The 13,809-nt window shown below is 74.0% G+C and carries 14 protein-coding genes; 10 read left to right on the forward strand and 4 right to left on the reverse strand.

Annotation, left to right across the window (positions count from 1 at the left end; translation table 11 throughout):
- Positions 1–21: 21 nt before the first annotated feature.
- The 5 genes from OG309_RS07860 (at position 22) to OG309_RS07880 (ending at position 2,712) form a co-directional block, all read left to right on the forward strand.
- Positions 22–537, forward strand: coding sequence for an NUDIX hydrolase (locus tag OG309_RS07860; protein ID WP_329419261.1), 516 nt, complete (start codon positions 22–24; stop codon positions 535–537).
- 62 nt (positions 538–599) lie between these two features.
- Positions 600–995 (forward strand): YidH family protein, encoded by a 396-nt coding sequence (locus OG309_RS07865; protein ID WP_132914678.1) that lies wholly within the window; start codon positions 600–602, stop codon positions 993–995.
- On the forward strand, positions 992–1,324 hold the full coding sequence (locus OG309_RS07870; protein WP_329419263.1) for a DUF202 domain-containing protein: 333 nt from the start codon (positions 992–994) through the stop codon (positions 1,322–1,324). The genes OG309_RS07865 and OG309_RS07870 overlap by 4 nt, the downstream gene beginning before the upstream one ends.
- A gap of 83 nt (positions 1,325–1,407) precedes the next feature.
- On the forward strand, positions 1,408–1,704 hold the full coding sequence (locus OG309_RS07875) for a hypothetical protein (protein ID WP_329419264.1): 297 nt from the start codon (positions 1,408–1,410) through the stop codon (positions 1,702–1,704).
- Between the two features lie 96 nt (positions 1,705–1,800).
- On the forward strand, positions 1,801–2,712 hold the full coding sequence (locus OG309_RS07880) for an MBL fold metallo-hydrolase (RefSeq protein ID WP_329419266.1): 912 nt from the start codon (positions 1,801–1,803) through the stop codon (positions 2,710–2,712).
- A 26-nt stretch (positions 2,713–2,738) separates the two neighbouring features.
- Here the strand turns inward: OG309_RS07880 and OG309_RS07885 are convergent, their stop codons facing one another.
- Entirely contained in the window at positions 2,739–4,004 is a 1,266-nt protein-coding gene (locus OG309_RS07885) for an enolase C-terminal domain-like protein (protein ID WP_329419268.1), read from the reverse strand.
- A gap of 132 nt (positions 4,005–4,136) precedes the next feature.
- Between OG309_RS07885 and OG309_RS07890 the strand changes: the two genes are divergently transcribed.
- Together OG309_RS07890 and OG309_RS07895 are read left to right on the forward strand one after the other, a co-directional pair.
- A complete protein-coding gene (locus OG309_RS07890; protein ID WP_329419270.1) occupies positions 4,137–5,174 on the forward strand; it encodes a phosphotransferase family protein in 1,038 nt (345 codons plus the stop codon).
- A 6-nt stretch (positions 5,175–5,180) separates the two neighbouring features.
- Positions 5,181–6,395, forward strand: coding sequence for an acyl-CoA dehydrogenase family protein (locus OG309_RS07895; RefSeq protein WP_329419271.1), 1,215 nt, complete (start codon positions 5,181–5,183; stop codon positions 6,393–6,395).
- Positions 6,396–6,410: 15 nt separating this feature from the next.
- Here OG309_RS07895 and OG309_RS07900 read toward each other — a convergent pair whose 3' ends face one another.
- From OG309_RS07900 to OG309_RS07910, 3 genes are read right to left on the reverse strand one after another with little or no spacing between them, the layout of a single operon-like run.
- Positions 6,411–7,004 carry a TetR/AcrR family transcriptional regulator gene (locus OG309_RS07900; RefSeq protein ID WP_329419273.1) on the reverse strand — a complete coding sequence of 198 codons (594 nt, stop codon included), beginning with the start codon at positions 7,002–7,004 and terminating at the stop codon, positions 6,411–6,413.
- Positions 7,005–7,033: 29 nt separating this feature from the next.
- The gene (locus OG309_RS07905; RefSeq protein ID WP_329419275.1) at positions 7,034–8,743 is read right to left on the reverse strand and encodes an AMP-binding protein; all 1,710 of its coding nucleotides are present in this window, start codon (positions 8,741–8,743) and stop codon (positions 7,034–7,036) included.
- Positions 8,740–9,513: an SDR family oxidoreductase gene (locus OG309_RS07910; protein ID WP_329419276.1), complete on the reverse strand. Its 774-nt coding sequence runs from the start codon at positions 9,511–9,513 to the stop codon at positions 8,740–8,742. Before OG309_RS07910 ends, OG309_RS07905 begins: the two co-directional genes overlap by 4 nt.
- 153 nt (positions 9,514–9,666) lie before the next feature.
- On the opposite strand from OG309_RS07910, the gene OG309_RS07915 reads away from it, so the two are divergent.
- From OG309_RS07915 to OG309_RS07925, 3 genes are all read left to right on the forward strand, one after another.
- The gene (locus tag OG309_RS07915; RefSeq protein WP_329419277.1) at positions 9,667–10,941 is read left to right on the forward strand and encodes an exo-beta-N-acetylmuramidase NamZ family protein; all 1,275 of its coding nucleotides are present in this window, start codon (positions 9,667–9,669) and stop codon (positions 10,939–10,941) included.
- A 77-nt stretch (positions 10,942–11,018) separates the two neighbouring features.
- Positions 11,019–12,383: an erythromycin esterase family protein gene (locus tag OG309_RS07920; protein ID WP_329419279.1), complete on the forward strand. Its 1,365-nt coding sequence runs from the start codon at positions 11,019–11,021 to the stop codon at positions 12,381–12,383.
- 71 nt (positions 12,384–12,454) lie between these two features.
- On the forward strand, positions 12,455–13,735 hold the full coding sequence (locus tag OG309_RS07925) for a serine-threonine protein kinase (RefSeq protein ID WP_329419281.1): 1,281 nt from the start codon (positions 12,455–12,457) through the stop codon (positions 13,733–13,735).
- Positions 13,736–13,809 lie beyond the last annotated feature (74 nt).

Genomic DNA, 13,809 nt, shown 5'->3' on the forward strand with positions numbered 1-13,809 from the left:
CCCGGTGCTTTCATGGGGCGCATGAGCGCTGCCGATGAAGTCCTCGACGTCGTCGACGAGAACGACCGGGTGGTCGGACGGGCCCCGCGCGGTGAGGTGTACGCGCGGGGCCTGATCCATCGCTGCACCTTCATCCGGGTGCGGGACGCCGAGGGACGGGTCTTCGTCCACCGCAGGACCCCGACGAAGCTGGTCTTCCCTTCGCTGTACGACATGTTCGTCGGCGGGGTCGTGGGCGCGGGCGAGTCCTACGACGACGCCGCCCTGCGGGAGGCCGAGGAGGAGCTGGGCGTGTCCGGGCTGCCCCGGCCCGTGCCGCTGTTCCGCTTCCTGTACGACTCCGGGGGCGTCGCCGGCACGTGGTGGTCGGCGGTGTACGAGGTGCGCTGCGAGCTGCCCGTACGGCCGCAGGTGGAGGAGGTCGCCTGGCACGCCTTCCTGTCGGAGGAGGAACTGGAGGCGCGGCTCGCCGACTGGGAGTGGGTGCCGGACGGCCTCGCCGCGTACGAGCGGCTGCGGGGGCTCCGGGCGGGGTGAGCCCGCCCGGGGTGCGGGGCCGCCGTCGAGCGGTGTGATCATCCGACGGATAGGGTGCCCGCGTGAGCGACTTCATACAGAGCCTGCGGTTGTGGTTCGCGCCGCAGCGCCTCCGGGAGGAGGGCGAGACCCCCGACTACCGCTTCTCCCTGGCCAACGAGCGGACCTTCCTCGCCTGGATCCGGACCGCGCTCGCGCTGATCGGCGGCGGCTTCGCCGTGGACCAGTTCCTGCCGGACCTGCGCTGGGGCGTCCGGGTCGGACTCGCGCTCGCGCTGCTCGCGGCCGGCGTGCTGTGCGCGCTGCGCGCCGTGAACCACTGGGTGCGCTGCGAGCGGGCCATGCGGCGCGGCGAGGATCTGCCGACCTCCCGCTTCCCGGCGGTGCTGAGCCTGGCGGTGGCGGTGGTCGCGGTCGCGATGGTGGTGGTCGTCGTCTTCGGCTGGGCCGGACGGTGACCGGTCCGGGCGACGGGGGCGGGCCGGCCCTCCGGGACCCGGGGCTCCAGCCCGAGCGCACCCGGCTGGCCTGGCGACGCACCACCCTGTCGTGCACGGTCGCGGCGGTGCTCGCGGGCAAGCAGGCGATCCACGACGGCGTGACGGCGACCGGCCTGCTCGCGGCGGGGCTCTCGGCCCTGGTGTGGATCGGCTTCCTCGCGGTGGCGCACCGCAGGATCCAGTCGCTCGGCCCGGCCCGGCCGCGGCCGCTGTCGCTGCGGAGCGCCTGGCTCACGGCGCTGTGCACGATCGCGTTCGCCGGGTTCGCGGTGGCGGTCCTGCTGTGAGGCGGGCGCGCCCACACATCTGAAGAAACGGACATGACGGACTAGCCTGAGGTGGTCAGCCGACCCCTCGCAGAGGCGGAGTCATGACCGTCACCCACCACGAGCACGCCACCCACGCCCACAGCCACGGCCCGTCCTGCGGTCACACCGCCGTCCCCCACCGGGACCACACGGACTACGCGCACGACGGGCACCTGCACCGTGAGCACGCCGGGCACTGGGACGAGTGCGAGTCCACCGCGCACGTGGCGCACACCCATCCCGACCACACGCACGGGCCGGACTGCGGGCACGCCGCCGTCCCGCACGGCGACCACGTCGACTACGCCCACGACGGGCACCGCCACGCGCAGCACGGCAACCACTGGGACGACCACTGACCCCGGCGCCGTCCGACGTGGCCCCGGCTTCCCCCGGACCCGGCCCGACTGGCACCCTTCCCCTGTCCAGTCGGGCTCTCATCCGGGGGAACTCCTTTGCCTGCCACCGATCCTTACGTGGTCGCGCTCGCGCCGAACGTCCACGCCTTCGTCCAGCCCGACGGCGGCTGGTGCCTGAACAACGCCGGTTTCCTCGGCGACGGCGGCGAGACGCTGCTCGTCGACACGGCCGCCACCGAGCGGCGGGCGCTGCTGCTGCGCGACGCGGTCCGCGAGGCCGGGCTCGCCGCGCCGCGCACGATCGTCTCCACGCACCACCACGGCGACCACACCTACGGCAACGGGGTGTTCCAGCCGGAGGCCCGGATCATCGGGCACGAGAACTGCCGGGCCGAGCAGCTCGCCGCCGGGCACCAGCTCCATCTGCTGTGGCCGCAGACCGACTTCGGCCGGGTCGAGATCCTGCCGCCGCACCTCACGTACCGGGACTCCCTCACGCTGTACGTCGGCGAGGTGGAGGTGCGGGTGATCCACCCGGGCCCGGCGCACACGACGGGCGACTCGATCGTCCATCTCCCCGGGCACGGCGTGGTCTTCACCGGCGACCTGGTCTTCCACGGCGGCACGCCCTTCCTGCCGATGGGCTCGCTCGCCGGTTCGCTGCGCGCGCTCGACCTGCTGCGCTCGCTCGACGCGCCCACGGTGGTGCCCGGGCACGGCCGGGTGACCGACCCCTCCGCGTACGACGCGACCGAGCGGTACCTGCTGTGGGTGCGGGAGCTGGCGCGGGAGGGCCGCGCGAAGGGGGCGACGCCGCTGGAGACGGCCCGGGGCGCGGAGCTCGGCGAGTTCGCCGCGTGGCGGGAGAGCGAGCGGCTGGTGGCGAACCTGCACCGGGCGTACGCGGAGCTGGACGGCCTGCCGGAAGGGCATCCGCTGGACCCGGTGGCGGTCTTCGGCGACATGGCCGCGATGAACGGCGGGGTCCCGGTGGCCTGCCACGCGTGACGGCGCCCACCACCGCCCGGCCCCGGTCAGCCCGCGCCCGCCCTGCGCAGGGCCGCCGCGTCGTCCCGGTCCCGTAGCGTCCCGTCGTCGTCCAGCCAGCGCCGGTGGAGGTCCGCCAGGCGGTCGCGGTCCAGGTCGACACCGAGGCCGGGTGCGTCGGAGACGGCGAGGCGGCCGGCCCGGAAGCGGGGCGGGACGGTGACGACGTCGTCGGTCTGCCACGGGTAGTGGGTGTCGCAGGCGTGGGTGAGCCGTGGCAGGGTCGCGGCGACCTGGGTCATGGCGGCGAGGCTGATGCCCAGGTGCGTGTTGGAGTGCATGGAGAGCCCGACCCCGTACGTGCGGCAGAGCGCGGCGAGTTCGCGGGTGCGGTGCAGGCCGCCCCAGTAGTGGTGGTCGCAGAGGACGATCCGTACCGCCCCGCGCGCGAAGGCCTCGGGCACCTCCTCGAAGGCGGTCACGCACATGTTGGTGGCCAGCGGCACCTCGGTGCGGGCGGCGACCTCGGCCATGGCGGGGGTGCCGGTGACCGGGTCCTCCAGGTACTCCAGCACGTCCCCGAGTTCGGCGGCGACGGCGAGGGCGGTGTCGACGGACCAGGCCCCGTTGGGGTCGAGGCGCAGCGGCCGCCCGGGGAACGCGTCGGCCAGGGCGCGGATCGCCGCGCTCTCGCGCCCGGGCGGGAGGACGCCGCCCTTCAGCTTGAACGAGCCGAAGCCGTGGGCGTCCACGAAGCGGCGGGCCTGCTCGACCACGCCGGCCGGGTCGAGGGCCTCGCCCCAGGCGTCGGGGGCGCTGCCCGGGTGGGCGGCCCACTTGTGGAAGAGGTACGCGCTGTACTCGACCTCGTCGCGGACCCGGCCGCCGAGCAGCGCGTGGACGGGGACGCCGAGGGTCCTGCCGAGGGCGTCCAGGCAGGCGGTCTCGAAGGCGGAGACGACGGAGAGGCGCAGCTTGTCGGCGGTCTGGGCGCCGCGCAGTCCGCCGGCGTCGACCCTGCCGTCCACGCCCGTGGCGGGCGCCGCGCCGCACACCTCCTCCGCCAGCCGGAACAAGCCGTTCACATCCGTGACCGACCGGCCGGGCAGCGCCTCGGCCAGCGGGCGCGCGAGGGCGAGGTACTTCGTGTCGCCGTACGTCTCGCCGAGGCCGGTGATCCCACCCCTGGTCTCGACCTCGACCACCAGGCGCGGGGTGAGGGGCTGATGGACGCCCTGGGTGTTGAGGAGGGGTGGGTCCGCGATGAGGACCGGGGTCAGCCGGACGGTGTCGACGCACAGCGCTGAATCCATATGTGAACTCTATTCAGCGTCAGGGACGGAAGGCCAGAGGCGTGCAGGCCCGTCCCGTCGCCCCCCCCCTGGACGACATACCGACTGGTCGGTCATCATGAACGCCGACGCCGATCCCGGAGGTATCCCCGTATGAGCTCCACCCCACCGCCCGGTTCCCCGCCGCCCGGTCTCGACCCCGAGCGGCTGCGCGGCTTCCTCGACCGCGAGCGTCCCGGGCTCGTCACCGGCCCCCTCACGGCCCGGCTGATCGAGGGCGGCCGGTCGAACCTCACGTACCGGGTGACCGACGGGACCGGCCGCTGGGTCGTGCGACGGCCGCCGCTCGGGCACGTGCTCGCCACCGCGCACGACATGAAGCGCGAGCACCGGGTCATCAGCGCCCTGCGGAGCACCGCCGTGCCGGTGCCGGAGACGGTCGTGCTCTGCGAGGACGAGTCGGTGCTCGGAGCGCCGTTCTACGTCATGGAGTTCGTGCCCGGCACGCCGTACCGCTCGGCGGCCGAGCTCGCCCCGCTCGGCGCCGCCCGCACCCGGGAGGCCGTCCTCGGGCTCGTCGACACCCTCGTCGACCTGCACGCCGTGGAGCCCGCCGCCGTAGGGCTCGACGACTTCGGGCGCCCCGAGGGCTTCCTCGACCGGCAACTGCGCCGCTGGGGCAAGCAGCTCGCCGCATCCCGGGGCCGTGAGCTGCCGGGCATCGACGAGCTGCACGCCGCCCTCGGCCGCGGCCTGCCCACCTCGCCCGCGCCCGCCGTCGTCCACGGCGACTACCGGCTCGACAACGTCCTCATCGGTGCGGACGACCGCATCAAGGCCGTCCTCGACTGGGAGATGTCCACCCTCGGCGACCCGCTCACCGACCTCGGGCTGCTCGTCATGTACAGCGCTCCCCTGGAGCTGCCGGACTCCCCCATCTCCACCACCGCGTCCGCCGCCGGTCACCCCGCGCCCGCCGAGCTGATCGAGCGCTACGCCGCCCGCTCCGGCCGGGACACGAGCGCCGTCTCCTGGTACACGGCCTTCGCCTGGTTCAAGCTGGCCGTGATCCTGGAGGGCATCCACTACCGCTACACCCTCGGGCAGACCGTCGGCGCCGGCTTCGACCGCATCGGCGAGCTCGTCCCCGTCTTCATCGAGCACGGCCTCACCACCCTCCAGGAAGGCTGACCCGTCATGGACTTCGCGTACGACGCCCGCACCGAGGAACTGCGGGCCAGGCTCCTCGCCTTCATGGACGAGCACGTGTACCCCGCCGAGGCCGTCGCCCACGAGCAGCGCACCCGGCTCGCCTCCCCCTGGGACACCCCGGCGGTCGTCGAGGAGCTGAAGGCCGAGGCCAGGCGCCAGGGGCTGTGGAACCTCTTCCTGCCCGACGAGGAGCACGGGGCGGGGCTCACCAACCTCCAGTACGCGCCGCTCGCCGAGATCACCGGCCGCAGCCCCCAGCTGGCCCCCACCGCCCTCAACTGCGCCGCCCCCGACACCGGGAACATGGAGGTGCTCGCCCAGTTCGGCGACGAGGCGCAGAAGAAGCAGTGGCTGGAGCCGCTGCTCGCGGGCGAGATCCGCTCGGCGTTCGCCATGACCGAGCCCGAGGTGGCCTCCTCCGACGCGACCAACATCGAGACCCGGATCCGGCGGGACGGCGACTCGTACGTGATCGACGGGCGCAAGTGGTACATCTCCGGGGCGATGAACCCCGACTGCCGGATCTTCATCGTCATGGGCAAGACCGACCCGGACGGCGCCGACCCGCGCCGCCAGCAGTCGATGATCCTGGTGCCGCGCGACACCCCCGGCGTCGAGGTGCGCCGCGCGATGCAGGTGTACGGCTACGAGGACCACTCCCACGGCGGCCACGCCGAGGTGCTCTTCGACGGCGCCCGGGTCCCGGCCTCGAACCTGATCGGCGAGGAGGGCGGCGGCTTCGCCATCGCCCAGGCCCGGCTCGGCCCCGGCCGGATCCACCACTGCATGCGGCTGATCGGCATGGCCGAGCGGGCGATCGAGCTGATGTGCCGGCGCGCGGTCTCCCGTACCGCGTTCGGCAAGGCCATCGCCCAGCAGGGGGTGGTGCAGAACTGGATCGCGGACGCCCGGGTGACGGTCGAACAGCTGCGGCTGCTCGTCCTCAAGACGGCCTGGCTGATGGACACCGTCGGCAACCGGGGCGCGCACACCGAGATCCAGGCGATCAAGATCGCCACCCCGCGCGCGGTGGTCGACATCATCGACAAGGCCGTCCAGGTGCACGGTGCCGGCGGGGTCTCCCAGGACTTCCCGCTGGCCGAACTGTGGGCCGGGGCCCGCACCCTGAAGCTGGCGGACGGCCCCGACGAGGTGCACCAGCGGTCACTGGCCCGCCGGGAGCTGAGGAAGTACCTCTGATCCCGCCGGACCGGACTACGGGCGCAGCGCCCGCAGCAGGAGGTCGGCCAGCTGGTCGGCCACCTGCTGCGGGGTGAGCGGGCCGTCGGGGCGGTACCAGGTGGACAGGTGGTGGACCGAGCCGAAGTGGTAGTCGACGACCAGGTCGGCGGGGGTCGCCGCGGAGAACACCCCGGCCTGCTGGCCCTCCTCGATCAGGGCGCGGAACCGCTCGTGGTAGCGGCGCCGCTCGGCCCGCACCTGCTTGTTCTTCTCCGGGCTGAGGTGGTGCATGGAGCGGAAGAAGATCGCGGCGTCGTCGAGGTTCTCGATCGTGGTGACGACGACGTCGGCGGCGGCGTCCCGCAGCCGCCGCTCCACCGGGGCGTCGGCGCCCGCGAAGGCGTCGAGCCGCTCCTGCTGGAGGCGGAGCACCCGGGAGTACACCTCCTGGAGCAGGTCCTCCTTGGAGCCGAAGTAGTGGTAGAGGGCGCCCTTGGTGACGCCCGCCGCCTCCACGATCTCCTGGACGGAGGTCCGGTCGTAGCCCTGCTCCGCGAAGAGCCGGGTGGCGGCGGCGAGCAGCCTCTGGGGGACGGGGACCCCGTTGCCGTCCGTCGTCCTGGCCATGCTCCGCCTTCTTTCGTCCATGCCGGTGCTCACTTCCGGGACCGCAGGTCCCGCCTGAGGATCTTCCCACTTGTCGTCTTGGGGAGCTCCGCCAGGATCTCGACCTCCCGCGGGTACTTGTACGCGGCGAGGCGCTGCTCACAGTAGGCGGAGAGCTCGGCGGACCCCGCATCGGCGCCCGGCCGCAGGCTCACGTACGCCTTGACCGTCTCGCCGCGGTACGCGTCGGGCACACCGACGACGGCGGCCTCGCGGACGGCCGGGTGGGTGTAGAGGACGTCCTCCACCTCGCGCGGCCAGACCTTGAACCCGGAGGCGTTGATCATGTCCTTCTTGCGGTCGACGACGTACAGCCAGCCGTCCGCGTCCATGAAGCCGATGTCGCCGGTGCGCAGCTCGCCGTCGGAGAAGGTCGCCGCGGTGGCCTCGGGGAGGCGCCAGTAGCCGGGGACGACCTGGGGGCCGCGGACGGCGATCTCGCCCTGCTCGCCGAAGGGGACCTCGGCGCCGGTCTCGTCGAGGATCCGCACGACGGTGTCGGGGCCGGGTACGCCCACCGAGAGGGTGCCGGAGGCCGGGTCGACGGGCGCCTCGGACTGCGGCGGCACGGAGGCGCAGGGGGCGGTGCACTCGGTGAGGCCGTAGCCGTTGCGCAGGTACGGGCCGAAGCCGGCGCGGAACTTCTCGACGAGCGCGGGCGGCACGGGCGCGCCGCCCGAGGACATCACCAGGAACGAGGAGAAGTGGCCGGGGGTGGCGGCCGGGTGGGCGGCGAGCGCCATGTAGGCGGTGGAGGGGCCGACGGTGTAGGCGGGCCGGTGCTCCAGGAAGGCGTCCAGGACGACGCCGGCCTCGAAGCGGTAGGCGAGGGCGAGGGTGCCGCCGTTGGCGAAGCAGGCGCCGAGTTCGCAGACGAGTCCGGTGATGTGGAAGAGCGGGGCGAGGGCGAAGTAGACGGCGCCCTCGGGGACGGGGTGGCCGGTGCGCTGGCGTTCGGCGTTGTGGACGATGCCCCGGTGCAGGTTGAGGGCGCCCTTGGGGGTGCCGCTGGTGCCGGAGGTGTAGCTGATCAGGGCGATGTCGTCGGTGCCCGGCTCGCGCCCTTCGGGGGCCGGGTGTCCCGCGCGGGCGACCGTGAGGAGGTCCTCCGCGCCCTGGAGGGCGTCGGCGGCGACCCGGTCGAAACCGAGGACGCGGGGGTCGTCGCGGGTCTGGAGCTCGCGTTCGAAGGCGGTGAGGGCGATCCGGACGCCGGCCTCGGCGGCCGTGTCGCGGAGGTAGGCGTCCCAGGCGCGGTCGGAGCAGACCAGGGCGGTGGCGCCGGAGTCCCGCAGGGCGTGGCCGACCTCGCCCGCCTTGTACATCGGGTTGAGCGGGACGACGGTGGCGCCCGCCTTCCAGGCGCCGAGGAGGGCGAGGACGAAGTGCGGGCTGTTCTGGAGCATCACCGCGACCCGGTCGCCGCGCCCGACGCCCCGGGCGGCCAGGTGTCCGGCGACGGAGTCGGAGAGGGCGTCGGTCTCCCGGTAGGAGACGCGGCCGTCGAAGTAGGCGAGGGCCGGGTGGTCCGGGGTGCGCGCGGCGGCGGCGCGGAAGGCGTGCAGGGTGGTGGGCGGCGGGCTGACGGGGGCCCGCTGGGCCGCGCTGAGACGCCCGAGCCAGGGCTTGGCGGCGTAGATCGAGCCCGTACCGCCGACGCCGTACGGCTCCGGCCCCTGCTGCTCCTGCTGTCGGCTCACGCGCCCGCCCCTTCCCACTTCCGCTGGATGTGGTTCATATTGCCCAGCCACCGTTCGGGCTCGGCCGCCCGGGCCCGGTAGTAGTCGGCGACCTCGGGGTGCGGCAGGACGAGGAAGCGGTCGGCGGCCATGGCGTCGAAGAGGGCGTCGGCGACGTCCTCGGGCTCGATGGCGGTGGGCGCGAGGACGAGGTCGCCGGCGCTTCCGGAGGCGGTGAGCATGTCCGTGCGCACCCCCTGCGGGCAGATGGCGTGGACCTTGAGGCCGCGGTGGCGGTAGGTCAGCGAGAGCCATTCGGCGAAGGCGTACGCGCCGTGCTTGGAGACGCTGTACGGGGCGGCGCCGATCATCGTGAGCAGTCCGGCGGCGGAGACGGTGGAGACGAAGCGGCCGGTGCCGCGCTCCAGCCAGCCGGGCAGCAGCGCGCGGGCGGCGCGGACGTGGGCCATGACGTTGACGTCCCAGGCGGCGGCCCAGACCTCCTCGTCGGCGAAGGCGTCACCCGGCGAGGCGAGTCCGGCGTTGGCGCACCAGACGTCCACGGTGCCGCCGAGCGCGGCGCGGGCCTCCTCGACGATCCCGGAGGCGTCCCCGGGCACGGCGAGGGCGCCGATCTCGTCGGCGACGGCCTTGGTGCGACCGGGGTCGAGGTCGTTGACGACGACCCGGGCCCCTTCGGCGGCGAACCTGCGGGCGAGTGCGGCGCCGATGCCGCCGCCCGCTCCCGTGACGACCACCGCAGCGCCCTCGACGCCTTGCACCGTACTCATCGCCGGTCCACCTCTCCGTAGCGGTTGTGCGGGCAGACTAACCGGTCGGTATGGAGCCGGGGAAGACTCCGGCGGTACGCCTCGTTCCGCGCGGGCCGGTGGAGCGCTAGCGTGCGTGGCCATGTCAGGGAAGGCGATCAAGGAGGTTTCCGCATGAGCCTGTCCAGACGTGGCCTGCTGGCCGCGGGCGGGGCGCTCGGCGCCGCCGCGGCGGCCGGCACGGGGTCGACGGCGGCGCACGCGGCCCCGGACGGCGCCGCCGGCCAGGGTGCCCGGGGCGGCCGGGTGCGCACCGGGTTCGACCGGCTTGCCGCCGACGGGTACGCGCGGCTGGCCGGGCAGCGGGTCGGCGTGGTCACCAACCCGACCGGCATCACCGCCGAGGCCCGGCACATCGTGGACGTGATGCACGCCGACGAGCGGGTCGACCTGGTCGCCGTCTTCGGCCCCGAGCACGGCTTCCGCGGCACGGCGCAGGCCGGCGGCTCCGAGGGGCGGTACGACGACCCGGCGACCGGGCTGCCGGTCTACGACACGTACCTGAAGAGCGGCGCGCCGCTCGCCGACGTGTTCACCGCCTCGGGCGTGGACACGGTCGTCTTCGACATCCAGGACGTCGGCGCCCGCTTCTACACGTACATCTGGACGCTCTACGACTGCATGGTGGCGGCCTCGCTCGCCGGGAAGCGCTTCGTGGTCCTGGACCGCCCGAACCCGGTGACCGGCCGGTCCGCGCTCGGCCCCGTACTGGACCGGGCGTACGCGACCTTCGTCGGGCGCGAGCCCATCGCACAGGCGCACGGGATGACGGTGGCCGAGCTGGCCCGCCTCTTCAACGGGGAGTTCCTGGAGCGGCCGGTGGAGCTGGAGACGGTGACGGCGACCGGCTGGCGGCGCGGGGAGTTCTTCGGCACCACGGGGCTGCCGTGGGTGCCGCCCAGCCCCAACATTCCGACGCCCGACACGGCGCTCGTCTACGCGGGCACCTGCCTCTTCGAGGGCACCAACCTCTCCGAGGGGCGCGGCACGACCCGCCCGTTCGAGCTGCTCGGCGCGGAGGGGATCGACGGCCGGTGGGCGGCGGCGGCGAACGCGCTGGACCTGCCCGGGGTGCGCTTCCGCGAGGCGTACTTCGCGCCGACCTTCTCCAAGTTCCAGGGGAAGACGGTGGGCGGGCTCCAGCTGATGGTGCACGACCCGGCGGCCTTCGACCCGGTGCGCACCGGGATCGCGCTGCTCGTCACCGCCCGCCGGAGCTGGAGCGGTTTCGCGTGGCGGCCGGACAACTGGATCGACAAGCTGACCGGTTCGAGCCGGGTGCGCACGCTGATCGACGCGGGCGCGAGTGCGGACGAGGTGGCGGCGGACTGGGAGGCGGGGCTGGCGGCGTTCCGCGCGGTCCGGCGGGAGTACCTGCTCTACCGCTGAGGGGGGGGCTGCCCCCCGGGCGGGCGCGGGTGCGGGCCGGATGTCCCGGCCCGCGCCCCGCGGGTTGACTGAGGGTCATGAGCACTTCCCTACGACGCCGACAGACGCGTCGACGCCCGCTGACCGTCCTGCTCGCCGCCCTGTGCGTGGGCCTCCTCGCCCCCACGGCCCCGGCCCTCGCCCACGCGTCCGCGACCCCCGACCCGGTGCGCGAACTCGCCTCCACCGCACGCCCGTTGACCGACACCCGGACTCTGGAGCGGATCGTCGGCAACGCGAAGGTCGTCGGCGTCGGCGAGGCGACGCACAGCTCGGGCGAGTTCTTCCGCGTCAAGCACCGGATCTTCGAACAGCTCGTGGAGCGCCAGGGGTTCACCACCTTCGCCCTGGAGGCGAACTGGAGCACCGGCCTGCTCGTCGACGACTACGTGCGCTTCGGCAAGGGCGACATCCGGAAGATCATGCGGGACGAGTTCCAGAACGCGTACGGCTTCTGGAACACCCAGGAGTACCTCGACCTGTTCACCTGGATGCGGCGGCACAACCAGCGCCACCCCGAGCACCCGGTGCGGTTCATGGGCAACGACCTCGGCTACGCGGGCCCCGAGCTCTTCGACCGGGTCACCGACTACGTCGCCCGGACCCGGCCGGCGCTGCTCCCCCGCGTCCGGGAGCTCTACCGCGGCTCCCGGCCGACCGGCACCGTCGACACCTGGATGAACGCCTACCTGGCCAGGCCGCTGGCCGAGCGCAGGGAGATGGCGGCGGACGTCGGCCGGGTCCTCGCCCTCCTGGAGGGGCAGCAGCCGGCCGGGAAGGACCGCGCGGCCCGCGAGGCGCACGCGTGGGCGGTGCAGCACGCCCGGGCCATCGCCCAGGTCGGCACGGAGTACGCGTACGACCTGACCGGCGAGACCGGCAAGGACGAGGCCGCGCAGGCGATGCTCCACCGTGACCGGGTCATGGCCGAGAACACCGTGTGGTGGCAGCGCCGCACCGGCGACCGGATGCTGCTGTCCGCGCACGACGGGCACGTCGGCTACGAGACCACCCGGCCCGAGCACTACCCGCGCCTCCAGGGCGCCTTCCTGCGGGACGCGCTCGGCAAGGGGTACGTGAGCATCGGCGCGACCTTCGGGCGGGGCTCGTTCAACGCGCACGACACGGGGACTCCGGGCGAACCCGTACGGGAGTTCACCGTCGGCCCGCTCGGCGCCGACAGCAACGCGCACGTCCTCGACCGGGTCTCTTCCCGACCCTTCCTGCTGGACCTGCGGACCGCGACCCCGGCCGCCCGGGAGTGGCTGTCGGTGGCCCGGCCGACGCGGTCGATCGGCACCGCTTTCCCCTGGGACGGCGACGTGGTGGGGGTGCGGCTCTCGACCGCGTACGACGCCGTCGTGCACTTCCCCGAGATCTCGGCGGCGCGGTACCTCGGCTGACGACTGCCCGTCCCTCCGCGGGGGAAGGATCCCGGTGCCGACGGCACACCTCGACGCGGAGGGACGGGGCCATGACCGGGATGAGTGTCGGGCCGTATCGCGAGATCACCTTCGACAAGGACGGCGACGGGCCCGGCGGGCCGGCCGGACAGGCGGCCCGGCTCGGGGAGCTCGCCCGCCAAGGCTGCACGGATCTGCTGGTGTTCGCCCACGGCTGGAACAACTCGCCGTCCGTGGCGACCCGTTTCTACTCGTCGTTCTTCGCGCCCTTCCCCGGCCTCGAAGGGCCGGGAGTGCGGCTCGGTTACGCGGGGGCGGTCTGGCCCTCGATGATGTTCTCCGACGAGCCCGTCCCCGACTTCGCCTCGCTCGCGGCCACGGTGCCCGGGAAGACGGCGGTGGTGGCGCGGCTCGCGGAGCTGACCGGCACGGAACCGGCGCGGGAGTCGGCGTTCGCCGAGTTCGCGGCGCTGCTGCGGGAACTGACGGACACGGACCGGGTGGGGCTGCTCGACCCGGCCGACGCCGATGTGCCGGCCTTCCTCGTCGCCGATCCGCTGACGACGTACGCGGCGTTCGCCGCCGCAGGCGAGGAGGACGGGCGGAGTGGAGGAGGCGGCTCGGGCGGCAGCGGCGGCTCGGGCGGCGACGCCGGCTCGCCGGAAGTCTCCGGTGCGGGCGGTGAGGCGCTGTTCGGCGGGGACCGGGTGAAGCGGCTGTGGAAGGGGGCGAAGGAGGCGCTGCGCCAGGCCACGTACTACACGATGAAGCGCCGCGCGGGCGTGGTCGGCGCCCGGGGCCTCGGCCCCGTACTCGGCGAACTCGCCCGTACCTCCCCGAATCTGCGCGTCCACCTCGCCGGGCACAGCTTCGGCGGCCGGCTGGTCGCGCACGCGCTGCCGGGACTGCCCGACGGCACCCGCACCGTGAAGTCGGTGACCCTCCTCCAGGGCGCCTTCTCGCACTACGCGTTCGCCGCCCGCCTCCCGCACGCCCCCGGCCGCGGCGGCTCCCTCCCGGACCTCCAGCACCGGGTGGACGGCCCCCTGGTGGCCTGCCACTCGCGGCACGACACCGCGCTGCGGGTCTTCTATCCGCTGGCCTCCCGGCTGTCGCGCGACGACGACGCGCTCCTCGGGCAGGACGGGCGCCGGTGGGGTGCCCTCGGCTACGACGGCATTCAGGCCGTTCCCGGGATGTCCGCCCGCACCCTGGGAACGGTGCTGCGGGACGGGCTGCCCGCGTCGGGGTGCGTGAGCGTGGACGCGGCCGAGGTGGTGTCGGAGCACAGCGACGTCTGCCACCCGGAGCTGGCCCGGGTGGTGGCGAGGGCGGGCCGGTTCGGCGGTTGAGGGACGGTTCCACGGGCCCGCGCGGGGGGTCGGTTCCGGCCGTCTGAGGGCCTCTGACGGCCGCCATCCGATTT

The sequence above is a fragment of the Streptomyces sp. NBC_01268 genome (genome assembly GCF_036240795.1).
Lineage (GTDB): Bacteria > Actinomycetota > Actinomycetes > Streptomycetales > Streptomycetaceae > Streptomyces.